Source organism: Virgibacillus sediminis (assembly GCF_042643265.1).
Classification (GTDB): Bacteria; Bacillota; Bacilli; order Bacillales; family Amphibacillaceae; genus Virgibacillus_O; species Virgibacillus_O sediminis.
On the sequence record NZ_JBHRRZ010000035.1, the window covers coordinates 1 to 24972 of the forward strand.

Sequence of the window (24972 nt, forward strand, 5' to 3'; positions counted from 1 at the left end):
CTTTCATGGATTGAAACAAGTTCATCACCGCCTTTGGAAATTCTATCTTAAGAATAACATGTAAAGAAAATGAATTTTAGAAAAATGGACAAAAAATAAGGCTGTCGAGAACTTTCTCGACAGCCTGAGCACTGCATCCTGCAGTGCTTTTTGGTATATATCTATGGTACACAAAATTAAAGCTTTGTTTAGTAGGTACCAGACCCCGTTATTTCCGACGGGGCCCCTTTTCAGCCATTAGGCCAATGTATTTTTCTCTACTTCTCCGTTTTTTACAACGACTTGGATCGTATCGTTGTCAGCTAGTGAATAAATATCATCCAGCGGGTTGCCTTTGGTGATGATCACATCAGCCAATTTGCCTTCTTCCAGGGTGCCGACCTTATCTTCCCAGCCCAGACATTCTGCGGCTGTCTTTGTGGAAGCGGTGATGGTTTCCAACGGGCTCATTCCGCCGTCTGCCATCAGACCGAGTTCACGCAGGTTGGTACCATGCTTGAAAACACCTGCATCCGTTCCCATGGCAATTTTCACGCCTGCCTTATAGGCTTTAGTAAAGCTTTCCTTATGCTTCTCGATTACTTCTCTGGACTGCTGGACGGATGCTTCCGGCATACCGGCCTCTTCTGCCGTCTCCAGAACAGCTACTGGTGCCAGCAGTGTCGGTACAAGGTAGGTTCCGTTTTCTAGCATCAGCTCAATTGCCTCATCATCCAAGAAGATACCATGCTCGATGGAATGGATGCCTGCACGGACAGCATTCTTGATGCCTTCTGCGCCCTGTGCGTGGGCCATAACCTTGACACCTTTACGGAAACGCCCTTCTTCTACGATCGCCCGCAGCTCTTCTTCCGAAAACTGAGTGAATTCCGGATGATCGGTAGCACTAAGAACGCCGCCTGTCGCATGCACCTTGATGACCTCAGCGCCGGCTCTGAGCATTTCCCTGGTCTTTTTGCGGACTTCCGCTACGCCGTCACAGCGCCCGTTCGGCATGCCTGGATAATCATTCGGCAGCAGATCGATGGAGTTGCCTGACACCGTATACCCATCGCCATGTCCTCCGGTGATGGTCAATGCATTTATGCTCAGCTGCAGCCTTGGGCCGGAAATCAATCCGTCATCCACTGCTTTTTTCACGCCTAAATCTGTTCCAAGTGCATCCCTTACGGAAGTGATGCCCGCCTTCAGGGTAGTTTCCAGGTATTTGGCCGCCTGATAGTACATGAAGGAAAAAGGAGTCTCCAGACGCTTAGCAATCGGGGAAAATTCCATCATCATATGCACATGGGAGTCAATCAGCCCCGGCATGATGGTACCACTTTGCGCATCGATGACTGTCTCATCTCCGTTAGCGGTATATCCGTTCTCCGCCCCGACATAGACAATTTTTCCTCCATCGGTAACGACAACCTGGTCCTTCTTCGGTTCGCCGCCATTTCCATCGATCAATAGTCCGTTCTTGATGATTTTCTTGCTCATGTAAAAATACCTCCTATAATGTTTGTACTAGGATTCCTGCTACCACGACCGATGCTATGGTCACCGTGGTGAAGCCGCCAATCAGCATCGGTGTCATCAGTTCGTCAAAGATGGCCTTCTCCTCTTTTTTATTCCTGGCCACACTCCTGCTCACTTCCTCGCAAAGGATATAGTCGCCGGGGAAACCAAAGAGGGCCGTTAGTGCTACCGGCATTCCTTTATATGGATGCCACTTGACCAGCTTGGACATGATGAAGCCGCCAAGCGAGATGCCGAATGTACCGAGAATCAGGATCACCAGGATGCTCGGCAGGTTATCCCATACATCGACCGGCGTCACCCCCGCCATGCTCCCGATTACCACGAAGATGATGGCAACCATGGTCATGGTGAAAGAGTTCGCTTTCTCCAGGGTCCTTGCTTCAAACATTCCAAATTTCAACCCGGCAATACCAATGGCAAGGCACCATAATGTATAGTGAATCGGTGTTACCTCGCCAAGCATGATCCCGACGGATGCTCCGAGGAACACGAAGAACAGCTTCATGGTCATGCTGGAACGGATCGGCCCTGCCGGCTTCTCCTCCTTCGTTGTGGCAACTTCTTCTGATTCTGGTCCGGCTAGCGGGATGAACTTTCCTTCATCCATATCCTTCTGCAGTCTCACCGCATAACGGCGCATGAAATTAAGCGCCAACGGCATCCCCATTAGTCCCTGGAATGCCACGACCAATGCGGGGATGACAACCAGGCTAGCAAGCCCGATCTCGGTCAGGCGCTCCGATGTAACCAGCAGAGCGACTACTCCACCGCTGAGCGGTCCGACACCGGCCACCGCTGTCGGATAGTCAAAGATCAGCGAAACGACAAGGAGTACGATCCCCCCGCCAACTACAACTCCGCCAAGCGCGATCAGTACTGCCTTAATTTGGCTTTTCAGCAGGGAAAGGGGAATCATCGTACCCATATGTAGAATCGCGGGTCCGATCAATAGAGCCCCAAGTCCGGCAAATGTTGAAGTTTCCATAATATCGGCCGGAAAAATTCCCGTCCATACACAAATCAAATATCCTACCATCGCTGTCAGGAGCATGGGTACCCGTGCTCTTGTTATAATGGAAATCCACTCACCAAGGGCAATCAAGGCAAAAATCAAAGTTGTTGCCACTAGCGGATTATCAATCATCGTCATTACCTCCCAGATGTTAAAACACTGTTGTTTTTTTTTTGAAATTAGAACAGTATCCAATATATCACCGTCAGGTATGCTTGTCTATAGTGTTTTTTGACAATTGTATACAATGCTAATATTTGTTTTTGAGGTACTTTTGTGGAGAAATAAACAAGCAAATAGACATAATATGCGGAATATCGACAAAGAAAGCGATTGCTTATCTGGATGGTCGGGGGTGGGATTTTTCAATATATTTCCCCTTTGATTGAAAAAATTGGATAAATATTTTTTTCTAACTGGAGACGGCTCTGTTATTAGGTATCCTTAAAATCCTGTTATTCATTCGCGGAACTTATAAGTTTATAAAAAAATAAAGCAGGACGGTCAAACCGTCCTCCCCAAACACCGGGTCACTGGATGGCGCCGGCTGCTTGGCAGAACGGATCTCCTGCAGATCCTCATTATGCTCTGCAGGGTTTCCCGTTTTCAGGTTTGGGCTACGGCCTTCGGGATAGGCCCCGCATACTTGGAAGTCGTCACTGTTCTGAAGTTTCTTATGGCCAGTGCCGGCAGGGAGGACAACAACATCGCCCGCCTTTACCCGGTAGGTTTCGCCCTGTTTTCCGCCGAGCTGGAGGTCTGCACTGCCAGACACGACGCCTACCGCTTCATGGGTATTGGTGTGATAATGATGATAATCGAATACATCGCCTGTCCAGCTGCCTGTCCATCCATTACGGTTGAAAGCATCCTCTATCTCTTGTGGATGCTCTTCAAAGGCTCCCTGGTAAACCAGAACGGGAAGCACTGGGTTGTTCGGAATAGTTCCGTCACTTTCAAACATTACTGTCTTCACATCTGCCATCGTCACCATCCTCCTTTTCACTATCGTTCTAATAAATCTATACCCAATTCATCCGCTACCCATGCACGGCCCGGCGGCGTTTAGCTCGCATGGTTCCCATTTTGCCGAAAGTGAGATAGACTGATGTATGTGATAAAGGAAAAGAGCGGAGGGATAGCTGTGCAACATCATGTAAGAGATATCATTTTTATTATTATTGGATCGTTCCTATTTGCATTGGGTGTCAATTATTTCGTGATACCCAATCAGCTGTCCGAAGGCGGGATCATCGGGATTACCATCGTCACCTATTATCTGTTCGGATGGTCCCCCGGCGTGGTCAACTTTATTTTGAATACAACGCTTGTCGCCTTGGGCTATCGTTTTTTCACCAAACGAACCATCTTCTATACCATTTTGTCCATCTTCCTATCTTCCGTGTTTCTGCATATTACGGTAGGGTGGGGAGAACTGCTGGAGGATAAGCTGCTTGCTGCCCTGTTCGCCGGGCTGGCAGTCGGAATTGGCCTCGGCCTTATTTTCCGGGCCGGCGGGACATCGGGCGGCACCACCATTCTCGCCCGGCTGGCCAACCGCTTCTTCGGCTGGAGTGTCGGTAATGCGATGCTGTTCATCGATATTGCCGTCATCTCCATCTCGGCATTTATCATCGGGCGGGAGCGGGCAATGTATACATTGATCTCGGTCTATGTCGGTGCCAAAGTAATCGACGCGCTCTTAGAGGGTGCCGAGGAACGGAGCGCGGTAATGATCATGTCCGAAAAGCATGAAGCCATCCGCAAAAGCATCACCGATAAGCTCTCCCGCGGGGTAACCGTACTGGAAGCCCATGGCGGCTATACCGGTGCGGAAAAGGATGTCCTATATGTGGTCATCAACAAACGGGAAATCGTCCAGCTCAAGAAACTCATTGAGGATATTGATGAGAATTCCTATGTGACCCTCCATAAGGTACAGGAAATTTTCGGGAAAGGCTATAAAGGCACACATCCCTCTGGGAAGATGCTGAAGTGGTGAGGGGAGGCCCTCGCCTTTTTTTCTGCCTCCCCCTCCTCCCTCCTTCCCATTACCTTTTTCCCTATTTCCCAAGAGTGCATAAGAACAATGATTTATTTTCCATTATTTAGAAGGATTAAGTATTTCGACCACCGAATGAATACACCAAGCGTTAATTAAAAATGGGAGGGATTTGCTTGATGAAAAAGAAATTGCTCACCTGCACAATGGCAGGCGCCTTGGTGTTTAGTGGGATTGCCGCCGGCTCCATGAGTGTGAGTGCCGCCGGGGAAGGGCCGAATTATAATGGCCATGAGACCATCAATACATCCATTCTGCATAATCATGAAGAATTGGTAAGCTTCCTCGAGACACAGGATGCCAAACAGGAACAGATGGAATTGGAGGTGATCGGCCAGTCGGTTCAGGGCAGGGATATCCATCTGGTTAAATATGTTTCAGATCCGGATAACCCGACCATCCTGTATTTGACTCAGCAGCATGGCAATGAATCACTTACTACTGAAGGTACGCTGGAATTTATCAAGCATCTTGGGACAGATAAGACGAAGGATGTCCTGGATGGGGTGAATATCCTGATTGTCCCGCGCTTGAATGTGGACGGGGCCGTGGGTGACGTCAATTTCTCACTGGATGACTATGTAGGGGATGGGGAGTATAACCTGACACGTTACAATGCCAATGGAGTTGACTTGAACCGTGACCATGTAGATAAAGAGGAGCCGGAGACTCAGGCACTGCATGATAATGTGATGCAGAAGTATGACATTGATTATATGATCGATCTGCATCATCAAGGCGCACAGAGCGAACGTGATGGTGAGCTGGTGTCCGGTTCCATCCTTTATCCGACAACCAAGAATGCAGATCCTGCCCTGGTTGAGAAATCCAAACAGCTGGGCGCTGTGGTGTTTGATGAAATCGACCGCACCGGCTGGGGGCATCTCGGCAAATATGCAGGCGGCTCTGCTGAAACCATCAGCCGCAACGGCATTGCAGTGGAATATGGAATTTCCACCCTGCTGTTTGAAATGCGCGGTATGATGGATCATGAAAATGAAAGTTATGTACTTGGACAGAAAAGCAATGGCTATCTGATCAAGCAGACAGTCAATACATTGACTGCCACTGCAGAGGCGATTTCCGACGGTTCCATTGAAGAGATGGATACCTCTTTCTGGGATACACTGCCTGAACAGGAATCTCGGTCCGAATAAAAGAAAGCCGCTCCGATTGCTGTCGGAGCGGCTTCTTTATCTTCCTTACGTCTAGATCACGCCAATAACGAGCGCTATTACCATCAGTACGATACTAAGCCCCCACAGCCAAGGCAGCGAATACTTGATATGCTTACCCATTTCCAGGCCTGCAAGTCCAAGCGCCAGCCATAGTGCCGGGGAAAATGGGCTGATGAATGTTCCGACAATATTGCCGATGATCATGGCATACGTGGTAGTCAGTGAAGCTACACCAAAGCCTGCGGAGATCTGTTCAACCACCGGAAGCAGTGCGAAATAATATGCATCTGTGCTGAGCAGCAGATCAAATGGCACTCCTAGGAAGCCGATGATCAAGTGAATATACGGTCCTACGAATGCTGGCAGAATGGTGACAATATCACCGGCCAGCGAATCGAGCATTCCTGTTCCCGTCAAAATCCCCAGGAAGGATCCGGCTGCAAGGATAATCGATGCCATGGTCAAAGCATTCGGCGCGTGGGCACGGATACGATCTGTCTGTTCCTTTGAACTGCGGTAATTGATTGGCAAGGCAATAGCAACCCCGATCATAAATGCAAATCCAGCCGGGATAATGCCAGTGATAAGCAGGGTTATTATGCCAAGCGCCAGCAGCGCATTCATCCAGAAGAGTTTTGGCAGGGATTGGGAATTTTTATCTTCCTCTTGCTCCATATCATTCTGGCCGGCATGCAACGTGACACCTGTTCCACCACCTACCGCTGATATGGCATCTATGCTGTAGCTATGCCGCTGCTCAATCCTCCGCTTTTCTTTAAGCCCTAGGAAAAATGCAAGAGAGAGCATCAGTACCATGCCGATAATCTGTACAGGGATGAGCCCCTGCCATAATTCCGTAACATCCATTCCAAGAACGGAGGCAGCCCGTCCAACCGGACCAGCCCAAGGCAGCATATTCATGATGGCAGCACTTCCCGCAATCAAGAGCAGCAGAAGGTATGGACTCATTTTCAACCGCTGGTAGAGTGGTAGAAGCGCCGGGATGGTAATCAGAAAGGTGGACGCCCCGGAGCCATCCAATTGGGTGACTGCAGCGATAATGACGGTAGCTATGCTAACTGCAATGATATTCCCCTTTGACAGCGCAATCATTTTATTGATTAATGGATCAAATAAGCCTACATCCTGCATGATTCCGAAGAACAGAATCGCGAAAATGAACATAATTGCCACATTCATTACCGATCCGATTCCTTCGTTGAAGAACTCGCCTATTTCCCCCAATCCGAATCCAGCCAAAAACGCCCCGATGATCGGTACAAGGGCTAAAGCAACCACTGGAATGACCTTGCCTTTGATCAATAGAATAACAATAGTAATGATGGTCAGAAAAGCGATAATGCTCAACATACTATATCTCCTCCCCATTGTACGTTCATTTCTTTTTCAAAAATGAAAACGCTCGCAATTAACCTGTAAATAATTGATTACTGTCAAAATTAGCACAAAAAATAAGAAGGATAAACCTTCTTATCATTAACTGCTTAATCTCCATATTGGCTATTTTGTTCATAAGTTTCATCGTACTCATACTGGCGTTCGGGCCTGCCGACAGTGCCATATTTCAACGTCGTGCGAACGAAGCCGGTGGAAACCAGGAATTCCAGGTAACGCCGTGCTGTTGACCGGCTCGTCCCAATCTGCTCCCCAAGCTCTTTGGCGGTGACTCCTTCCCCTGACCGGGATTGCAGCCATGTCTTGATTTCCTTTAAGGTGATAGGGTCAATTCCCTTCGGAAGACCATCTGCAGAAGCCTCTGCCGGAAGAAACGTTTGGGATCTAATTAAGAGATCAACCTCTCCTTGTGCCAATGTTTCCTTCGAAGCGAGAAATTCTTTATGCTCTTTGTATTTTTTCAGCGATTGTTCAAACCGCTCTGTATCCACCGGTTTGACAATGTAATCGAATATGCCGCCCCTCAATGCTTCCCCGATAATCTCATTTTCTTTAGCGGCGCTCACAATGATCATATCCATTTCATGATAGGTTTCCCGTATCTGCCAAAGCAAGTCGAGTCCTTTCACATCAGGTATGTATATATCCAATAAGATCAAGTCCGGTTTCTTGTCATTTTCAGCCAGGAAGGCTAATGCTTCTTCCCCTGTCTTGACGGTACCAAGCACCTCGAAGCCATTCACTTTTTCTACATACCTCGCATGAATATCGGCAATGCGGAAATCATCTTCCACAATCAACACCTGAATCTTCTCACTCATCCTGTATCCCCTCCTTTGGTATCGTTACGACAAAGCAGGCACCGCCGTATTCTCCTTCTTCCAAGAGAATCTCGCCCCCAGCTTCTTGCACCAGCTGTTTGGACAACGCGAGCCCCGTGCCCCTGTGAACGTTCTGCTTTCTCGTAAAACCTTGCTGAAACAATTTGTCTATATCCTCTTCGGCAATGCCTGCACCCGTGTCTTCCACTTCGGCTACCACATCATCTCCCATATCGGTCAAGAACACAGAAACCATCCTTTCCCTGGCCTCTGGCACTGCTTCCACCGCCTCTATTGCATTTTCAAGCAGGTTGCCGAGGGCCGTCACAAAAGCCGTCCGCTTTTTCCCATACAGACGATGTGTCAATTGGCTTCCTGGGTCAATTTCCATTCGGACCCCCAGTTCATTTGCCTGATTATATTTTCCCTGCAGCAGCCCGTGGACCATGGGATCTGCGACATGCTGGGTCAGAAATGCAGACCATTCATTCTGGATATTCTTCTCCTGTTTGATAAAATCGATCGCTTCCTGTGTCTGGTTCAACTGAAGCAGGCCGAGGATGATGTAAAGCTTATTGGAGAATTCATGCGCCTGGGCACGCTGGGCATTCGCATACTGCTTCACCTGGAGTAGTTCCTTTGTTACATGTTCCAGCTCTGTTTTCCTACGGATGGTAGACACTGCACCGGCAATCGTTTCTCTATCATAGACAGGCATCCGGTTTACCAGCACAATATTTCCCGAGAGCACCATTTCCTCATCATGATGCCGCTCCCCATGATGAAGCACCCTATGCAGCCGTGTTTCCGGGATGATCTCTTGGACCGGCCTCCCATATACATGGTCTGCCTGCTTTTCATCGCCAAGGACAATTCTTCTTGCCGCTGCATTCATCATGGTCACCAATCCCGATTGATCCACAGCCACGATTCCTTCATGTGTCGATTGCAGAATTGCCTCTTTTTGCAACAGCAGATGGGAAATTTCCTCTGGTTCCATATCAGACAACAATTTTTTCAAATAATGTGCAATGGCTATAGCCCCCGCGATGCCTAGAAGAATAATGGAAATCAGGGCCACCCATAATGGTTTGCTCTGGTCCCAAACCGTCTCCCGGATCTCCGAGTCCAGAAAACCAACAGAAACCACACCAATGATATCTCCTGCTTCATTGCGGAGCGGGACTTTGCCGCGAATGGACAGGCCAAGTGAACCAATGCTTCTCGACGTATAAGATTCTCCTTCATTTAATGCACGATCATTGTCTCCACCGATCATTTCCTCACCGATCCGGTCCGGGTTTGGATGGGAATAGCGAATGCCATCTTCATTTCCTACGACAATGAATTCCGCCCCGGTTTCCTCCCGAATGGGATCCACTATATCTTGAATCACCGCAGCCGGCTCGTCCCTTTCAAAAGCGTCGGCCAACTCAGGGATGTGCGCAACACTCTGCGCCACGCTCAATGCCCGCTTGCCAATCTGCTCCTCCATGGTGTCAGAAATAAATGGATACAGGAACATGGCAAAAATAACAAACACACCTATCAACAGCAGACTAATCAGTCCGATCATCTTCGCTCGCAGACTTAGCCTTCCACCAGGATTATTTGATTGCAGAAAACCATCGTTGGTATGTTGTGCCATATGCGCCTGCCCCTTTTCTGTCTAAAATTCCGAATAAAAAAACATAGAATCATTTTAACAGATTATGAAGGGTAATGTAGTTGTTTTTGAGTTGATATTGGGGGTGGGTTGGTGCCCGAGTGGTGTGGGTCGGGGCCCGAGTGCGGGGGCTGGCGACCGAGTGGTATGGGGGGCGGCCCGAGTGTGGTGGGGTGGCGCCCGAGTGGTATGGGGACGGCCCGAGTGTGGTGGGGTGGCGCCCGAGTGGAGTCGGGTGCGGCCCGAGTGAGGCTGGAAGGTAGCATAAGGTTTAGTCAATTCTCCATTATATTTAATGGATAACTTTAAGAAAGAAAAGCAGCTGCCATATAGCAGCTGCCTCTCTTTGTATCTTATTGTGCTTTAATCTCTTTTTCTTCCTCTAATTGCTCGGGCGGTCCTCCCAGTTTTGCAATCCCTATACCTGTGTATCCCAAAATGATGGCAAATATGAACCCTATATAACATAATATAGCCCATGGTGCATAACTAAGTGTTGGGACGCCTAAAGTTCCTGCCATGAAGACACCGGCAGAAGACCAAGGGATAAGAGGAACAACGACCGTTCCCGAATCTTCAAGTGTCCTGGAAAGATTCTTTGCGTGCAGCCTTTTATCTTTATAAGTATCTTTATATATTTCCCCAGGTACAATGATGGATAGATAAGAGTTTCCTGTAACCAAAGCCATAGTTATGCAGGAAAGGACTGTGGAGAGAACAAGGTCTCCTGTCCGCTTAACGATCTTCATTAATGCATTTATGATAACCTCAAGAGATCCAGATTTGGTAATTATACCTGCGAACACAAATGCACTGAAGGCAATTAGAACTACACCCGTCATAGATTCCATCCCACCCTGATTCACGAGGCGGGTCACTTCCCAAATCACCCCTTCCGGATTAAAACCAGGTTGGTTAACCATTTCCACGTTAAAACCTGATACCGTAGAAGCAAAGATATTCTCTGCACTGAATCCTTGTAGTAACTTCGCTAATAAAGCGGCTACAAATGAAGATATAATAATAACGGGAAGAGTCGGCTTCTTACGAAAAGAGCCATATAGCACAATTGCAGGCGGGAGGAGCAGCCATAGACTGAAATCAAACATTTGCGAAAGGGTCTCCAGCATAGAGTTCATCGTTTCTGGTGCCGCCACCTCAGGTGAAGATAGGTTCAGTCCTACTACAAAATAGATAATCATACTGATGATAGCTGCCGGGAAAGTTGTCCATAGCATATGTTTAATATGTTCGTATAGTTCACTCCCTGCAGCGATTGGAGCCAGATTGGTTGTATCAGACAATGGAGATAACTTATCTCCAAAATAAGCACCGGCTACAATAGCACCCGCTGTAGCAGGGAGGCTCGCTCCGAGCCCAGTGGCAATTCCCATTAAAGCAACACCAACTGTTCCAACTGACCCCCAGGAAGTTCCGGTAACCACCGAAATTATCGCGGCCACTACAAAAGAGATAAAGATGATAAATGTTGGATCGATAATTCTCAAACCATAATATATCATCATTGGAATCGTGCCGGAAATCATCCAGGTCCCAATTAAAATACCAATAGAAATTAGTATTAGAATCGCAGGCATTGCCTGTTTTATTTTCTCCTGTATTCCTTCCAACATATCATTCCATTTAAGACCCAGACGAACTGCTATGATACCAGCATATACAGATGCTAGAATTAATAGCGGTTCAGGAGCAAATCCGAAAACCCCATAACCAATTGCCAATAACAACAACATAACTACAATAGGTGAAAAAGCTTCAAACATATTTGGTCTTCTAGCCATAATTTTGCCTCCATTTTTTAATGCAATCTATTTTTCCAGTGTTTCGAAAGCGCCAACGACTTCTAACTGTGTATCCGCTATCATTCTCTGCCCTTTTGCAAACACGTCTCTGATTCCTAACGTCTCCCTATCAAGGATCAATATGTCAGCATCAGCCTTCACTTGGATACTTCCTTTTTGGGGAAGGTGCAGAACTCGTGAAGTATTTGTGGTTATAAGAGGAAGCACTTCTTCTACCTTCATACCGTATTCCAGGATGGATGATACGAATTGTCTATACAAAGTCTGCGTACTCGCTACGCCGAAACCAATTAAGTCACCATCCTTATCAAACTTCGGTAGACTTCCATTCCCATCAGAAGAAATGGTTAATTGCCCCATGCATCCCCCGTTTTCCTTAAAATAGCTAATCCATTTCCCCGTACTGTCATCGGCAGTTATATCTACAAAGGCTCCATCATTGGATAGAGCAATGGCATCATCCATCAATTCCCGGCTTCTAGTAATATGGGTGGCATAGATATTGGAAGGAGGAATTTCATAGTCCTTTAATAATTTATGAAGGGGGGACAAATATCCTTTACCAGGGCCTACATGAAAATGAGTTACTCCGGCTTTCCCACTGAGCAGCCCTCCTATTCTTGCCTCGGCTACCAATTTAGCCAATTCATCTATGGTCGGTTGGGCAGAGCGTGAATCAGAAATGGCTATTTCCCCCGCACCCAGGATTTTATTGATTAAGATAATGTCGTCTTTGACAGTGGACGTAATAGTAGGAGTAGGGACGTGATAATTACCCGTATATATGAAAGTTGTTATTCCTTCCTCCTCAAGCGCGAAGGCTTTCGCTAGCAGGGAAGTCATATGACGAGTAGTCCCGTCTGTACCAAGCACCCCCACTGCTGTAGTAATGCCACCGCTGATCATATCACTTAATTGAATCTCCGGTGTTCTAGTTGCAAAACCACCTTCTCCTCCACCCCCAATGAAATGGACATGCGGGTCAATAAACCCCGGGGTAATAAGGGCACCTTCAGCATCGATTACTTCTAATTCAATTCCTGCCATGCCTAACGAAATTTCATCAACATCCCCGATTTTCATGATTTCTCTTCCAGCTATCAGGATAGATTTCTTACCTATGTATTCAGGCGCATAAATCTCTCCGTTCTTTATTAAAGTTAACACTCTATTCTTCTCCTCCTTTTCCATGAAACTTACAATATACTACAACTCTAGATAGCACATCCCCTTCCATTCTCTATTAATGAATATATGCAAAAAACATGCCAACTCCAATAAGCTTTTATAATCCCACTTAGTAGAGTTGGCATATACATTTAGGTTATTTTTTTAAATTTATTAAATCCTATAACTCCTCTAAAACTTTTAAACCTAGATTTGTAATTCTCGTTCCCTGCTTCTTAACACCAGTTACAACACATTTGCTCTCTTTTAAGATTTGAAGTTTTGTACGGAGCTGGCTGTCGCTTAAAGGAGTTTGAATCATAGGAAGCAAGGCAGCTCTCCCTATTCCTCTATTGACCGTACTATGAAGAGCCAAACACTCGAGAATTTCCTTATACACTGGGAGGTCACCTTTTTTCTCTAAATATTGAATAGCCCGATTAGTACTTGATTCTCCCAATAACTCTTCCTTCATTTGTGGAGGCATGCTGTCAAGATCCGCTTCATTGCCCTCCACGGTCACGGAGAGGTAATGGATAAACGCTTCTAATTCACGAGCGTTTCCGGGCCAGTTATACCTTTCAATCTCTTCCACCATCTTTGAGGTGAAATTCATCGTGATAGAATGTTTTCTTAGAAAGTACTCAATTAAAGAATGAATATCCTCTTTTCTTTCCCGTAATGCAGGTATCCTGAGAGGCAACTGATTAAGCCTATAAAATAAATCCTCCCGAAATCCCTTATTCTCCATCATCCTATTGAGGTTTTTATTGGTTGCAGCTATGATCCGTATGTCAACCGGGATTACTTTATTACCCCCTACGCGCATTACCTGCTTCTCTTGGAGAACCCGGAGGATGGATGCCTGTATTTTTTCGGAGGCATCTCCAATCTCATCCAAAAAGAGCGTTCCGTGCTGTGCTAATTCAAATAGCCCCATTCTTCCGCCCTTCCTCGCTCCAGTGAAAGAACCCTCTTCATACCCAAAAAGCTCACTTTCAGCAATAGATTCTGTCAGTCCGGCAAAATTTACTGCAACAAAAGGGCCGTTCCTTCTTGAGGAGGCTTGATGAATAGCCTGAGCGAATAATTCCTTTCCCGTTCCACTCTCTCCAGTGATTAATACTGATAGATCTGTTCCAGCCATTCGCTTCGCCATTTTCTTAGTCTCAGTCAAACGATCGCTCATTCCCATAATATCGCCGAATGTATACCTAGCGATTAAACCGGCATCTGACTTTCTTCTGCGAATTTCCTGTTCGAGCCTCTGTACGTGGGAAATATCCTGAAATATCACAACGGAACCCAAAAACTTATCACTAACTGTAATAGGATTTAAAATGGTTAAAAGATCTCTCCCATTAACTCTTACCATGCGTTCCTGTGTCTCTTGTACTCTATTACTTCCTTCTTCTATAGGAAAGGCCGGAATAATATCCGTATAATGCTGTGAATACGCTTCTTTCTCAGAAATCCCAAGAATACTGCTAGCCTGATCATTAATTAATGTGATCTTGCCAACTGAATTTACAAAGATAATTCCTTCCTGGGCGGCATCGAGCACAGCTTCAAGCTGAGAATTTATATAGCGCTGTTCATCGGCTAACGCGGCAAGTTCCTTCCCTATACGGACAAAGTTTTTTACATAATCCATTGTCATATGATTAGCGTGCTCTAAGTCCTGATTCAACTCCTTGGCTATTTCAAAAAGGGTTGATAAGTCCAAACTCCTATTGCCAAGATCTATAATTTGTTTGACCCCATCAGGTACCAAATGGGCCAATCCATAAGTAATGGCCACATCCATATTTGTCACTTCCGGAAGAACTTCCATATCATTTGAAAATGGAGTTATATCCAGGTAATCAAAGCCTAGTCGGTTTAAAAGATCGACAGATTCATACGCGCCTTCCTCGGTATTACTGACAAGCAGACATCTGGTGCCTTGTTTGAGCTGAAATAGCCTCTCAAGCTTATTAAAATCCACCGTCCGGTTTGCTGTAATAACAGGTGCTTTAATGGTGTTAGAATCTACTAAGTCATGATATAATTCATCAGCTCCCGACCAGAGAATTAAGTCCACTTCTTTTAAATCTACTGGAGGAAAATGATTGCTGCGTAATTGTATATGGTTACCGAATATTTCCTTCACTTTATCTCGAAAAGTATAATATAGACTGACTTCCTTTGTCATAACGAAGATAACAGGATTCTTCATGATCATGCCCCCTGCTTAACTCATTGTTTCTTCATACTTTACACCTTCAGAAATCCCTCAACAAGAAGATTTAGTCAATTTTCAAATAGCAAATATTCATCTAAGGGAAGATTTGCCTTATGGAAATGTCTCTATTTGCTACCTTTTTCTTAAAGAAACACGGATATATTAGTTTGTATCCTTAGTTTAATAGCTTCCATAGAGCGACTGGCATTCTATCCATGACTGGCAATCTGATTTGTTAACACTCACAAAGAGAACATAAGACTATATTCTCCTCCTTTAGGATCAGCAAGAAGCGGGGAGGTCCCCCCGCTCCATCACAGCGAATATATATCCTCGAGAAGCCGGTGTACATTTGCCAGTTCCACCCTGGTTTCCGTGGAATCTTCTTCCTTTGCGGCGGCTATCAATTTACTGACGGCTTCATATAACCCTTCATACTCCCCTTCGTCTCCGATCAGCTGGATTTTCCAGCGGTGTTCTTTGTACAGCTTCCTCAGCTCGTCCGCCTCCTTCTCAATTTTTTTCCAATCGGAGGCTTCCAGAGAGCTTTCCAGCTTATCTACTTGGTCGAAAAAAATATCTCCTCCCAGCACTCCCGCACATCCGGACATAAGGATCAACAGCCAGACGGAGGCCAGGACTCTCAGTGCTGCCATAACTTTCACCCCGTTCGCCTGCATGGTTATTCCTATATTGCCCAATAATATGAAAAGCTTCCATCTTTAGTTGGAGGAGATTCTATGCCCGAGATCGTACTGATTCTGATTCGTTCTATCTGGTCCTTCCTTGTCCTGCTGCTGATGGCACGGCTCATGGGCAAGAAGCAGATTGCGCAGTTGACGTTTTTTGATTATGTGGTAGGCATCACTATCGGATCGATTGCTGCCACGATGTCGGTGGACCAAAATGTAAAGATTTCCAATGGGCTGGGTGCCCTCGTTATCTGGGGGCTCTTCCCTATCGTCCTTGCCTACCTGGGAATGAAAAACCGTACCTTTTCCCAACTGACCGATGGCAAGCCGGCTGTCGTCATTGAACAGGGGAAGGTTCTGGATAAAAATATGCGGAAAAACAGAATGACTGTCGATGAGTTGATGCTGCAGCTGCGTGAGAAGGGAATTTTCAAAATTTCCGATGTAGAAATGGCGATCCTTGAAACCAATGGAGAAATAAGCATTATGAAAAAGACAGATAAACAGCCAATAACGCCAAGCACTCTGGGAATTCCCGTCGAAAATGAGCATGGTCCGACAATCGTCATCATGGATGGCCGGGTGCTGAATAAAAGTCTGTCGAAGCTCGGCTATTCCACCTCCTGGCTGCTGGGGGAAATTGAGAAACAGGGTGCACAGGAACTGAACGATGTCTTTATTGCACAAATTGATTCCAAAGGGCAAATGTATGTGGACCTTTATAAAGATATGGAGAAAAAGCAGGCCGTAAATGAGCGGTCCTTGCTGGAGCATCCCTCAAGAAGATACAGGCGGACTTGGAAAACTATGCACTCCAGACAGAGAATCACCAGGCCAAGACCATGTATGCTGATCAGGCGGAAAAATTGCAGAAAATGCTGGATGAGGTGGAGGGGTATATGAGGGGCGGGTGAACAAGATGTCGTGAGGGTGCTATTGTGCCCCATTCATCACATACACACTGATTATTCCTTTCCCAGTATGCCTGATCCCTATTCCAGCCAAAAGCTGTCACTCTCCAAATCCCCCTGTGATATAATATAGGGTATAGTAAATTGCGGAGGTGGATGATTTGGACCCATTGGATATCATGCTGCATCAGGAAAAGGTGGTCCCCCATTACGAACCGATCATCAGCGCGGATACGCAGCTTGTCGTCGGCTATGAGGTGAAGCCTTATTTTCAGATGCAGGAAGATGATATACGAAGCCTCGACTGGTTTTTCGAGGATCCTTCCATCCCGGATGAATTTCAGCTAGAGTTAAGTTCCATCATTCAACACAAAGCACTCGAGACCTTTAGGAAGACGGACCAGTCGTTATACTTATTTTTCAACTATGATGCACGGCTCCTTGCCAGGGATAATGGTGAGACATTAATGGCCCAGCTGGAATCCTACATAGATTTGGGGCTGGATATCAGCAGAATTTATCTGGAGCTGAAAGAAGAGTTTATTGTGAACCGGATTGAAGAGCTTCGGCCGATGTTCAATTATATGAAAGCCCTTGGGCTCAAGATAGCGGTGGATGATGTTGGACAGCGGAGCGGCAATCTGGAGTGGATGGCACAAGTGCGCCCACATGTGGTAAAAGTGGATGCAAACTTCCTAAAGGACAATCTGATGCCGCATCTCTACCGAGAGGTGCATCAGTCGCTTGCCTCGCTGTCCCGGAAGATCGGTTCCACCCTGCTGTTTAAGGAAATCTCCAGTTTCCAGCAACTCAATTATGCCTGGCGGAATGGCGGACAGTTCTATCAGGGAAGCTATTTGAAGCGGGCGGACTCTGCCTATGTAGATGCAGAATGCGTACAGGAGCGGATGAAGGAGGATTTCCACCACTTTGTCACATTTGAAAAGAGAAAAGTGAAGGCACAGATGGAGCTCGCCAACCTGATCAGCTCGCAGTTCCACACGATACTGAGTAATGTAACGGCTGATGTTTCCTACGATGAAACGATTTTAGCTGTCGGCAAGACATGCAGCCGTTATGCATTCCGGGTGTACATCTGTAATGAAGAAGGAATCCAGCTGTCGTCCAATGCGGAGAAAAATCAACATGGCGAGTGGGAACTTTATAGTGAGGGCCGTCATAAGAACTGGAGCTGGCGTCCATATTTCTTTGAAAATATCATCCGCATGAATGTCGAGAAAAAAGGCATTCTTTCCGACCTTTATACGGATATTGAGCGGGATGAACAGATTCGCACGTACTCCTATCCCCTTTCCAACAAGCTCTACATCTTCTTGGATGTGCCGTATGAGTATCTGTATGAACAGGAAGGGCTTTTATAAGGCATAAAAAAAGGGAGCAGCTGGTACTGCTCCCTTTTCTTATGTCTTTACCGTTCGGTGAGGGGGATGTCATCATAATCCTCTACATCCAGCTCATGTACTTCACCGGAGGCCACGCTGTCCAAAATGCCGTACAACCCGGTTTCCACCGCTTTGGTCAATTGGCCTAATTTCTTCTGGCCAAAGCTCTGTGTCTGCCCGGTCACCTCGAACAATACTGCTCCGCTACCATTCATGGCAAAGGAGCCAAGTGCTGTTCCCGGCAGGTCAAGGTCCTGTGGATACAGGGTGATATTGCCGAATGGCGAGTTGCCCATTTCCTGCAAGGCATCATATGCAGCGACATTCAACTGTTTGGAAAACTCTACATTATACTCGTCCGCTTATGCTTCTATTTTCCTCCCTCTTCTGTTTCAGATTCAGGAATGAACACGCCGGATAAGGAAAGTGTCACCGGATCATCGGTGCCTTCTACCACATATTCCCCTTGGTGGTGCAGGTCGATGAATACATGCACATTACCGTACTCTTCCTGCAGGCCTTTATACACATCACGGATGGTTTGGGCTTCTGGGGTGATGAACCAGCCAGGCTGAGAGGAATCGTTAGGGAAATCATCCGGCTGCGGCGTGTAATCCAGATTCGGGTTAAAATCCCGGTTGACATCAAACCCTGGATTCACTCCATAATTCCAATATTGATTTTCATAAGTATAATAGTTCCAGGAAGGTTCCGACCCCTCCAGCTGTGGGAAGTCTTCCACTACGTCCTCCCATGTCATATCATTACCGCGACGATTGCGCTCGGTGGCATCCGGATCCGCCGATGACCCGTGAATCAAGACGTGGAAGGATGGGGGAAGTTTCATCGTTTCTTCCATAAAAAAGCAGCCACCTGCTATCACCTTTCAGATGGCTGCCCTATGTATTGGTTAAAATTGCTGGCCTGTCAATGGCGCCAGCAGCTTTACGCCTTTTCTATTGCCTGGAACCCATCTAGAGTCGCCGACTAAATGGGATGCATAGCCGAGCATGCAGGCATAAAACATGCCGTGGATTTGCACATCCATCGAAAATAAATAACTGATATAGCTGAAGAAAGCGAGACCCAGCACGGAATGGGTGTAAGACCGATGTGGCACAAGCGAGGCAAGCACGACATAAGCGCCAAGCAAGATGAGCCACAGAACATTCATGGCCACCCCAAGCAGAATGACACCGGCACCGGTGACGGTAAGCATCATTTTCTCCGACATCTTTCGGGAAAAGAAAAACAGAAGCATGCCGACACCGATGCCGATAGCCCGGTCGGCACCAATCCCCTCTGCCCATGAGTAATAGACAAGCCATAAAGCAACAAAGCTCAGGACAATTTTCAACGGTTCCGATGGGAGAGTGATCCGGTTCGAAAGCCTGCCTCCCGTATCCAGGTCTGGGAATAGCCCAGCGATCATGCTGGCACTGATCAAAGCGACGCTGTCCATCGGCTCGGCCCCATAATAGGCCGCAACACCGAAGCCCACAGCGCCCCCGATCATTGCATGTGTTGTTCCCTTCATGTTGCGTTCCCCCCTTCCTGCTTTTTCATATTATACAGGAACAAGAGGGGTTATGGTAAACATACGTTCTGTTTTAAAAATTATGGGTTAATCATGGACGGATGACGCCTTCTCTGCAAGCCCGGTGATATAATCGAAAAATCCATCCCTGTGCTCGAGGGTCTTACTTCTATGAAAAAGGCAGTCTGGCATCCATTTTAGCGTCATTTTTCCAGGATAGTTGTTAAATTTCAAGATAGAGGAGTGGATAGATGCCGGTAGAGGTGCCAATAAAAAAGGGAAGCAAGGCAAGGTTTTCTCCGTAACTAACTAGTATCCAAGAAAAAAGGGCTATTTTTATAGCCTGGACATATAATTTCAATATAGTGAATCTTATGGTATTATGTACATTATTGTGTTCGAAAAATGTCAAAATTTGAATAAGGGGGAATACGATGAAAGCACTCACTGGTTTTTTTGATCGGATGATTCAGCGTTATCTGCCCGATGCTTTCTTGTTTGCGGTCATCCTGACGTTTGTTGTATTTGTGGCAGGGATTTTGTTCACAGACAGTGGTCCGGTGCAGATGGTCGACCATTGGGGCAGCGGATTCTGGGATCTTCTGGCCTTCGCCATGCAGATGTCCCTTGTAGTCATCACCGGATATATTCTAGCCAGTGCGCCTGTGATACGGCGGGCACTGGGGAGGCTTAGCACGTTGGCGAAGACACCTGTACAGGCGATCATGCTTGTTACCTTTGTTGCATTGGTTGCCTGCCTGATCAACTATGGATTCGGATTAGTAGTTGGTGCATTATTTGCCATCCATGTAGCAAAAAGGGTTCCGTCGGTGGACTACCGGCTTCTAATCGCGAGCGCCTACAGCGGGATGCTTGTATGGCATGGAGGTTTTTCTGCTTCGATTCCTTTATTGCTGGCGACACCAGGGCATTTTCTAGAAGATACCATCGGGACAATTCCTGTTACGGAAACACTGTTCAGCCCGTTTAATATCTTCATTGTCCTGTTCCTGGTTGTCACGCTGCCATTCTTTAACCGGTACTTAATGAAAGGAAGCGACCCACTAGGAAACACGGATGCTTCGCTGTGGAAAGAGGAGGAAGAGGAGATCCATACGGGAGTGCAGCCATCCACTCCGGCTGAGCGGTTGGAGAACAGTCAGACCGTTTCTCTTCTTATTGGAATCATGGGTCTTGCCTACATCTTCTATCATTTTGCAATGAATGGGTTCGACTTGAATATTAATATCGTCAACTTCATTTTCCTTTTTCTCGGCATCCTGTTTCACCGGACACCAAAGCGTTTCCTGGATACCGTCATGAAGGGTGTGAAGAATGCTGCCGGCATTATTGTGCAGTTCCCATTTTACGCTGGGATCATGGGCATGATGGTTGCCTCTGGGCTGTCCCAGCAGATATCCGAGTGGTTTCTCAGCTTTTCCACTGAGTTCACGTATCCGCTATTCGCCTTTCTAAGCGCGGGCCTTGTCAACTTCTTCGTCCCGTCCGGGGGTGGACAGTGGGCCGTACAGGGTCCGATTATGATTCCTGCCGCCATGGAAATTGGCGTCAGTACGGCGAAAACTGCCATGGCCGTCGCTTGGGGAGATGCCTGGACCAATATGATCCAGCCATTCTGGGCCCTGCCCGTTCTAGCCATTGCCGGCTTGAAGGTTCGGGACATCATGGGCTTCTGTGTGATGATCCTGTTCTACAGTTTCATCCCGATCACCCTCGCTCTATTATTCTTGTAGATAATGGAAAACTGCCTCCAGTGGCTGAATCGCTCGCCGCTGGAGGCAGTTTTATATAGGTAGAAATCAGAGTTTTACGCTTCTTTTACTTTGCCTTCGAGGAAGGTTTTCAGTACATGGACGGTCTTTACACAGTCGTTGAGATCAGACCATTCGGCAGGATTGTGGCTGACACCATCCTTGCTCTTCACAAACAGCATGGCGATCGGAAGCTTTGTACCGATGATCATAGCATCATGGCCGGCACCGCTCGGCAGCCGGTATGGACGGATACCATTGGACTCCACTGCCTGCTCGAGCTGATGTTGGACCTCCTCCCCAATCGGTACTGGAGTGATCCGCATTTTTTCCTCACTTTCCAGTTCAATGCCGTGTTTGCCGGAGATGCTGTTGGCGAGTCCTTCCACCTGGCTTAACAGCGTGTCCCGTGTACTCTCGGCAATATCCCGGATGTCGACGAAGACGGCCACCTTGCCAGGGATTACATTGACGCCGTTCGGGTCGACATGCATTTTACCAACTGTAGCAACTGCCGAGTCACTGATTTTTCCTGGCAGCTGGTTCACCTGAAAAATGAATTCACTGGCCGCAACCAGGGGATCCTGTCGGTCATTCATCGGGGTATTGCCTGCATGGCCGGCCTTCCCGGTAAATGTCAGTTCCAAAAAGGACGGGCCCGCAATTCCAGTAACAATCCCGCATGGCAGGTTTTCTTTCTCCAAACGTTTCCCCTGTTCAATATGGACCTCAACAAACATGTCAATCTCCTCAAGGTTCCGTTTCGCCTCCAAGAAACTCTCCGGTGAAAGGCCGACATCCTTCACAACCTCTGTAAAACTCCGGCCCTCACTATCACTCTGCTTCTTTTTCTCCTCGATATCAATTTCTCCCATCATTGCTTCACTGCCGTTGAAGCCGCCATGGAAACGGGAGCCTTCCTCATCACTGAAAATGACCACCTCATATGGCTTGTTCGGCTGAAACCCGGCCTCTTTCCATGCTTCGGCCACTTCGAGAGCGGACAGAACCCCGAGCGGCCCATCAAAATGGCCGCCATTCGGCACACTGTCTACATGCGAACCGCTCAACACAGCCGGCAGGGAATCATCTTTTCCGGCGAGCCGGCCGAATACATTGCCTGCCCCGTCCTGCCGCACTTCCAATCCAGCTTCACGCATCCAGGATTTCACCAGTTCCTTCGCCTCTTGTTCCTCCAGTGAGAACCCAGGCCGTTTCGATCCTTTGTCTTCCGTCAGGCCGATTTTTGACAGCTCCCCCAGCCTTTTCGCCAGCCTGGCGCCCGAGATACCATCCCGATCCTCACTGTCGTCATAGTCCTTAAGCAGCATTTCTTCCAAATGAAACTTCCCTGTCATCTCCGTCGTCCTCCCTATGTAACAGGCCGATGCCTAACACCGCCCTTTTCCGATTTTTATAAACAAATTCATTATAACAGAGAATGGGAGATGTGTGGTGAGGTGGGTACGGCCCGAATGGGAGGCGCTGGGGCCCGAGTGGGAAGTGATGGCGCCCGAGTGTGCGTGGGTGCGGCCCGAGTGCAAGGTGGTGGCGCCTGAGTTGCGGTGCGTGCGGCCCGAGTGGGAGGTGCTGGCGCCCGAGTGGGGCATCGGGCGGCTCTTTATTTTCTTAACTGCAATGCTGCCTGGAGGTCGGCAATTTCTTTTTGGATATGGGGGTGACCTGGCAGTTCAGGGACTTTTCTCGTTGTAAGAGAATGTCTTTGTTTGGCTGCCTGGGCCATCCTTTCAAAGATGAGCAGCAGCTGAGCCATGTCCACATCTGTCAGGATCGGTCGGTCAGGGCGCTTAGCTGCAGCTTCGAGCAGGTATCCTAGCTGTTTGACGGAAAAGATAATCGGCCAGAGATGATTCAGGATACGCTTATTTCGCGGTATTTCTCCCAATGCCGTCGAGTAGACAAGATCGAGATTATTCAGATTGGTCAGCATCTTGCGCATGTCCCCGCTGTCTTCTACAGCCTCTTTATCTTGATTGTCGGAAAACAGCTGAACCAACAGTTGCATTTGGCTGCGGATTGTTTTGGCCAGCAGATGCGGGAGCCTGCTGGATGCGGATCTTCTGCCAATCAGAAACGTGCCGAGCAAACCGATGGAACAGCCGATAAGGACATCGGTAACCCTGATGGTCGCAAATACTCCGACATCAAAAATTTGGGTGGAGTTTTCCGCCATAAAGATGGCTGTCGATGTAAAAAAGAATGCAGCAAGGGCGTAGTTCCGCGGGATGAACATCTCTGCCCCGAACGTCAGGAGTACAATGATGATGGCGATCATCCAGCCATCCGGTTGGGATGACAGCAGGATACTGGCGATGAATATCCCGATAATTGTTCCGACCGAACGCTGAATGGCCCGATGGAAAGTGGTCATTACCGTCGTCCCCATCATCACAGCGGCACAGGACAATGGAATCCAATAGGCACGGTCAAAGTCAAACGAAAAGGCGATCAGTGCAGCAATAGTCAGAACGAAGCCATTGCGAAGCGACGAAATGAACACGATGGAATTTTTATGCAAGGCCCCGGCGAACAAAGATCGAAGCGGCGGCCTTCTAAAGTGAATTTCTTTTTCTATTGCCTTTTGGGGATCTTCCAGGACCTCTGCTATTTCCTTGAGGCGGTCTGCCAGGCGTTTGAGCATCGGATATTCTTCATACTCTTTCCGTTCCGGAATCGATCTGTTTTTATCGATCGATTCAGCAACACGGTGAACCGCCTCACTGAATTCATTAGGGACCCGGTTCCCATACAGCACCTGATACTCGGCTACTTCGGAAAAGATATGGTTTGCCTGTTCATATAAATAGTATAACTTCCTTGATTCCGCGGACTTGTCCCAGGATATATACCCGGCAGACAGGGTGTCGCCAGTGGTTTTGATTTGCTGGAGCGTTTTTTCTCTTGCCTCGCCAAATGCTTCTGTCCCTGCCGAATCAAGCAAAGAACCCAATTCACTATAGACAGCCTTCAATGCCTTGATTTCCGGCCCCCGGCGGCTTACAAACCAGCCGGACATGGCGACCACCCAGGACAGCATCCCGCCAAGAAATACCAGTCCGGCACGGATTGGTGCTTCCGCCGGGTTGATATCCATGGCAGATGCGATGGTAAACGCCAACACAAAGAAGATGGCATCCGGCCCCGGAAATTTCAACGTCCCGAAAAGGAACGTGACAAACGCCCCGATGAAGCCGACCGTTACTGCCATTGCAAGGGGGTACGGAGCTAGCAATGTACCAATCCCGACCGCTGCAGCCAACCCCAAAGCGACGAAAAACAGCTTTTTGGCACGCTGGGCAAGCGGCTCATTGAACATATATAAAAAGGTAAAGCTCCCGATACTGCCATACATGCCGTATTGGAAGTTTCCCAGCAGCAGGCCGAGAAAAATCGGGGTACCCGCACAGATTCCGGCCAGAATAGCTTTGATCCATGGGAAGGGCACTTTCTTGATTTCAAAGGCCTGTTTAACAGCCGTCCAAAATGTATGATCACTAGAATTACTCATGTAGCAGCTCCTCTTTCTGATAAAACTTTATATATAAAATGGTGACACACTCCCTCCATTTTACGCCCTTTTTTCCATCCCATCAAAATAAGCGGGTTTCTGAAGAGGGGTTGATGGCCTATGATTATGGGTCAAGGCTTGAGGTCGATGGGTCGCGCTCCCCCGATCCGCTGCTTCAGCTTGTACAGTTTATCCTGTACCAGAATATTCAACACACCTATGCGGACATAGACAT

At 47.5% G+C, this 24972-nt stretch carries 20 protein-coding genes and 1 pseudogene; 6 read left to right on the top strand and 15 right to left on the bottom strand.

Annotated features, from left to right (window positions below):
- Window positions 1-237: 237 nt before the first annotated feature.
- From ACFODW_RS13370 to ACFODW_RS13380, 3 genes are all read right to left on the bottom strand, one after another.
- On the bottom strand, window positions 238-1482 hold the full coding sequence (locus tag ACFODW_RS13370; RefSeq protein WP_390307269.1) for a metal-dependent hydrolase family protein: 1245 nt from the start codon (window positions 1480-1482) through the stop codon (window positions 238-240).
- A 13-nt stretch (window positions 1483-1495) separates the two neighbouring features.
- Entirely contained in the window at window positions 1496-2668 is a 1173-nt protein-coding gene (locus tag ACFODW_RS13375) for a hypothetical protein (protein WP_390307270.1), read from the bottom strand.
- A gap of 340 nt (window positions 2669-3008) precedes the next feature.
- Window positions 3009-3521, bottom strand: a complete 513-nt coding sequence (locus ACFODW_RS13380) for a cupin domain-containing protein (RefSeq protein WP_390307271.1) — start codon at window positions 3519-3521, stop codon at window positions 3009-3011.
- A 159-nt stretch (window positions 3522-3680) separates the two neighbouring features.
- Here ACFODW_RS13380 and ACFODW_RS13385 point away from each other — a divergent pair, with 159 nt between their 5' ends.
- Both ACFODW_RS13385 and ACFODW_RS13390 read left to right on the top strand, forming a co-directional pair.
- A complete protein-coding gene (locus tag ACFODW_RS13385; RefSeq protein ID WP_390307272.1) occupies window positions 3681-4538 on the top strand; it encodes a YitT family protein in 858 nt (285 codons plus the stop codon).
- A 179-nt stretch (window positions 4539-4717) separates the two neighbouring features.
- Complete coding sequence (locus ACFODW_RS13390) at window positions 4718-5755, top strand: M14 family zinc carboxypeptidase (protein WP_390307273.1); 1038 nt, start codon at window positions 4718-4720, stop codon at window positions 5753-5755.
- Between the two features lie 51 nt (window positions 5756-5806).
- Here ACFODW_RS13390 and ACFODW_RS13395 read toward each other — a convergent pair whose 3' ends face one another.
- The 7 genes from ACFODW_RS13395 to ACFODW_RS13425 form a co-directional block, all read right to left on the bottom strand.
- Window positions 5807-7147 carry a CitMHS family transporter gene (locus ACFODW_RS13395; protein ID WP_390307274.1) on the bottom strand — a complete coding sequence of 447 codons (1341 nt, stop codon included), beginning with the start codon at window positions 7145-7147 and terminating at the stop codon, window positions 5807-5809.
- Window positions 7148-7281: 134 nt separating this feature from the next.
- A complete protein-coding gene (locus ACFODW_RS13400; RefSeq protein ID WP_390307276.1) occupies window positions 7282-8013 on the bottom strand; it encodes a response regulator in 732 nt (243 codons plus the stop codon).
- Window positions 8006-9661, bottom strand: coding sequence for an ATP-binding protein (locus ACFODW_RS13405; RefSeq protein ID WP_390307278.1), 1656 nt, complete (start codon window positions 9659-9661; stop codon window positions 8006-8008). The genes ACFODW_RS13400 and ACFODW_RS13405 overlap by 8 nt, the downstream gene beginning before the upstream one ends.
- Before the next feature lie 371 nt (window positions 9662-10032).
- On the bottom strand, window positions 10033-11481 hold the full coding sequence (nhaC, locus tag ACFODW_RS13410) for a Na+/H+ antiporter NhaC (protein ID WP_390307279.1): 1449 nt from the start codon (window positions 11479-11481) through the stop codon (window positions 10033-10035).
- A 27-nt stretch (window positions 11482-11508) separates the two neighbouring features.
- Window positions 11509-12669, bottom strand: a complete 1161-nt coding sequence (gene iadA / locus ACFODW_RS13415) for a beta-aspartyl-peptidase (protein ID WP_390307280.1) — start codon at window positions 12667-12669, stop codon at window positions 11509-11511.
- 181 nt (window positions 12670-12850) lie between these two features.
- Window positions 12851-14887, bottom strand: coding sequence for a sigma-54 interaction domain-containing protein (locus tag ACFODW_RS13420; RefSeq protein ID WP_390307281.1), 2037 nt, complete (start codon window positions 14885-14887; stop codon window positions 12851-12853).
- Window positions 14888-15207: 320 nt separating this feature from the next.
- A complete protein-coding gene (locus tag ACFODW_RS13425) occupies window positions 15208-15549 on the bottom strand; it encodes a DUF4363 family protein (protein ID WP_390307282.1) in 342 nt (113 codons plus the stop codon).
- Between the two features lie 156 nt (window positions 15550-15705).
- On the opposite strand from ACFODW_RS13425, the pseudogene ACFODW_RS13430 reads away from it, so the two are divergent.
- The 3 genes and pseudogenes from ACFODW_RS13430 to ACFODW_RS13440 all read left to right on the top strand — a co-directional run.
- A pseudogene (locus tag ACFODW_RS13430) lies at window positions 15706-16218 on the top strand (DUF421 domain-containing protein); the annotation flags it as partial.
- 164 nt (window positions 16219-16382) lie between these two features.
- Window positions 16383-16499, top strand: a complete 117-nt coding sequence (locus ACFODW_RS13435; RefSeq protein WP_390307283.1) for a DUF1657 domain-containing protein — start codon at window positions 16383-16385, stop codon at window positions 16497-16499.
- Between the two features lie 149 nt (window positions 16500-16648).
- Window positions 16649-17878 (top strand): EAL domain-containing protein, encoded by a 1230-nt coding sequence (locus ACFODW_RS13440; protein ID WP_390307284.1) that lies wholly within the window; start codon window positions 16649-16651, stop codon window positions 17876-17878.
- A gap of 47 nt (window positions 17879-17925) precedes the next feature.
- Here ACFODW_RS13440 and ACFODW_RS13445 read toward each other — a convergent pair whose 3' ends face one another.
- Genes ACFODW_RS13445 through ACFODW_RS13455 form a run of 3 tightly spaced genes read right to left on the bottom strand, consistent with a single transcriptional unit; the run spans window position 17926 to window position 19436 of the window.
- Window positions 17926-18228 (bottom strand): hypothetical protein, encoded by a 303-nt coding sequence (locus ACFODW_RS13445; protein ID WP_390307285.1) that lies wholly within the window; start codon window positions 18226-18228, stop codon window positions 17926-17928.
- A gap of 41 nt (window positions 18229-18269) precedes the next feature.
- Entirely contained in the window at window positions 18270-18758 is a 489-nt protein-coding gene (locus ACFODW_RS13450; protein WP_390307286.1) for a hypothetical protein, read from the bottom strand.
- 51 nt (window positions 18759-18809) lie between these two features.
- On the bottom strand, window positions 18810-19436 hold the full coding sequence (locus ACFODW_RS13455) for a metal-dependent hydrolase (RefSeq protein ID WP_390307288.1): 627 nt from the start codon (window positions 19434-19436) through the stop codon (window positions 18810-18812).
- A 434-nt stretch (window positions 19437-19870) separates the two neighbouring features.
- On the opposite strand from ACFODW_RS13455, the gene ACFODW_RS13460 reads away from it, so the two are divergent.
- Window positions 19871-21190, top strand: a complete 1320-nt coding sequence (locus ACFODW_RS13460; protein ID WP_390307289.1) for a short-chain fatty acid transporter — start codon at window positions 19871-19873, stop codon at window positions 21188-21190.
- A 74-nt stretch (window positions 21191-21264) separates the two neighbouring features.
- Here the strand turns inward: ACFODW_RS13460 and ACFODW_RS13465 are convergent, their stop codons facing one another.
- Both ACFODW_RS13465 and ACFODW_RS13470 read right to left on the bottom strand, forming a co-directional pair.
- On the bottom strand, window positions 21265-22566 hold the full coding sequence (locus tag ACFODW_RS13465) for a M20 family metallo-hydrolase (RefSeq protein WP_390307290.1): 1302 nt from the start codon (window positions 22564-22566) through the stop codon (window positions 21265-21267).
- A 263-nt stretch (window positions 22567-22829) separates the two neighbouring features.
- Entirely contained in the window at window positions 22830-24737 is a 1908-nt protein-coding gene (locus ACFODW_RS13470) for an FUSC family protein (protein WP_390307291.1), read from the bottom strand.
- Between the last annotated feature and the right edge of the window lie 235 nt (window positions 24738-24972).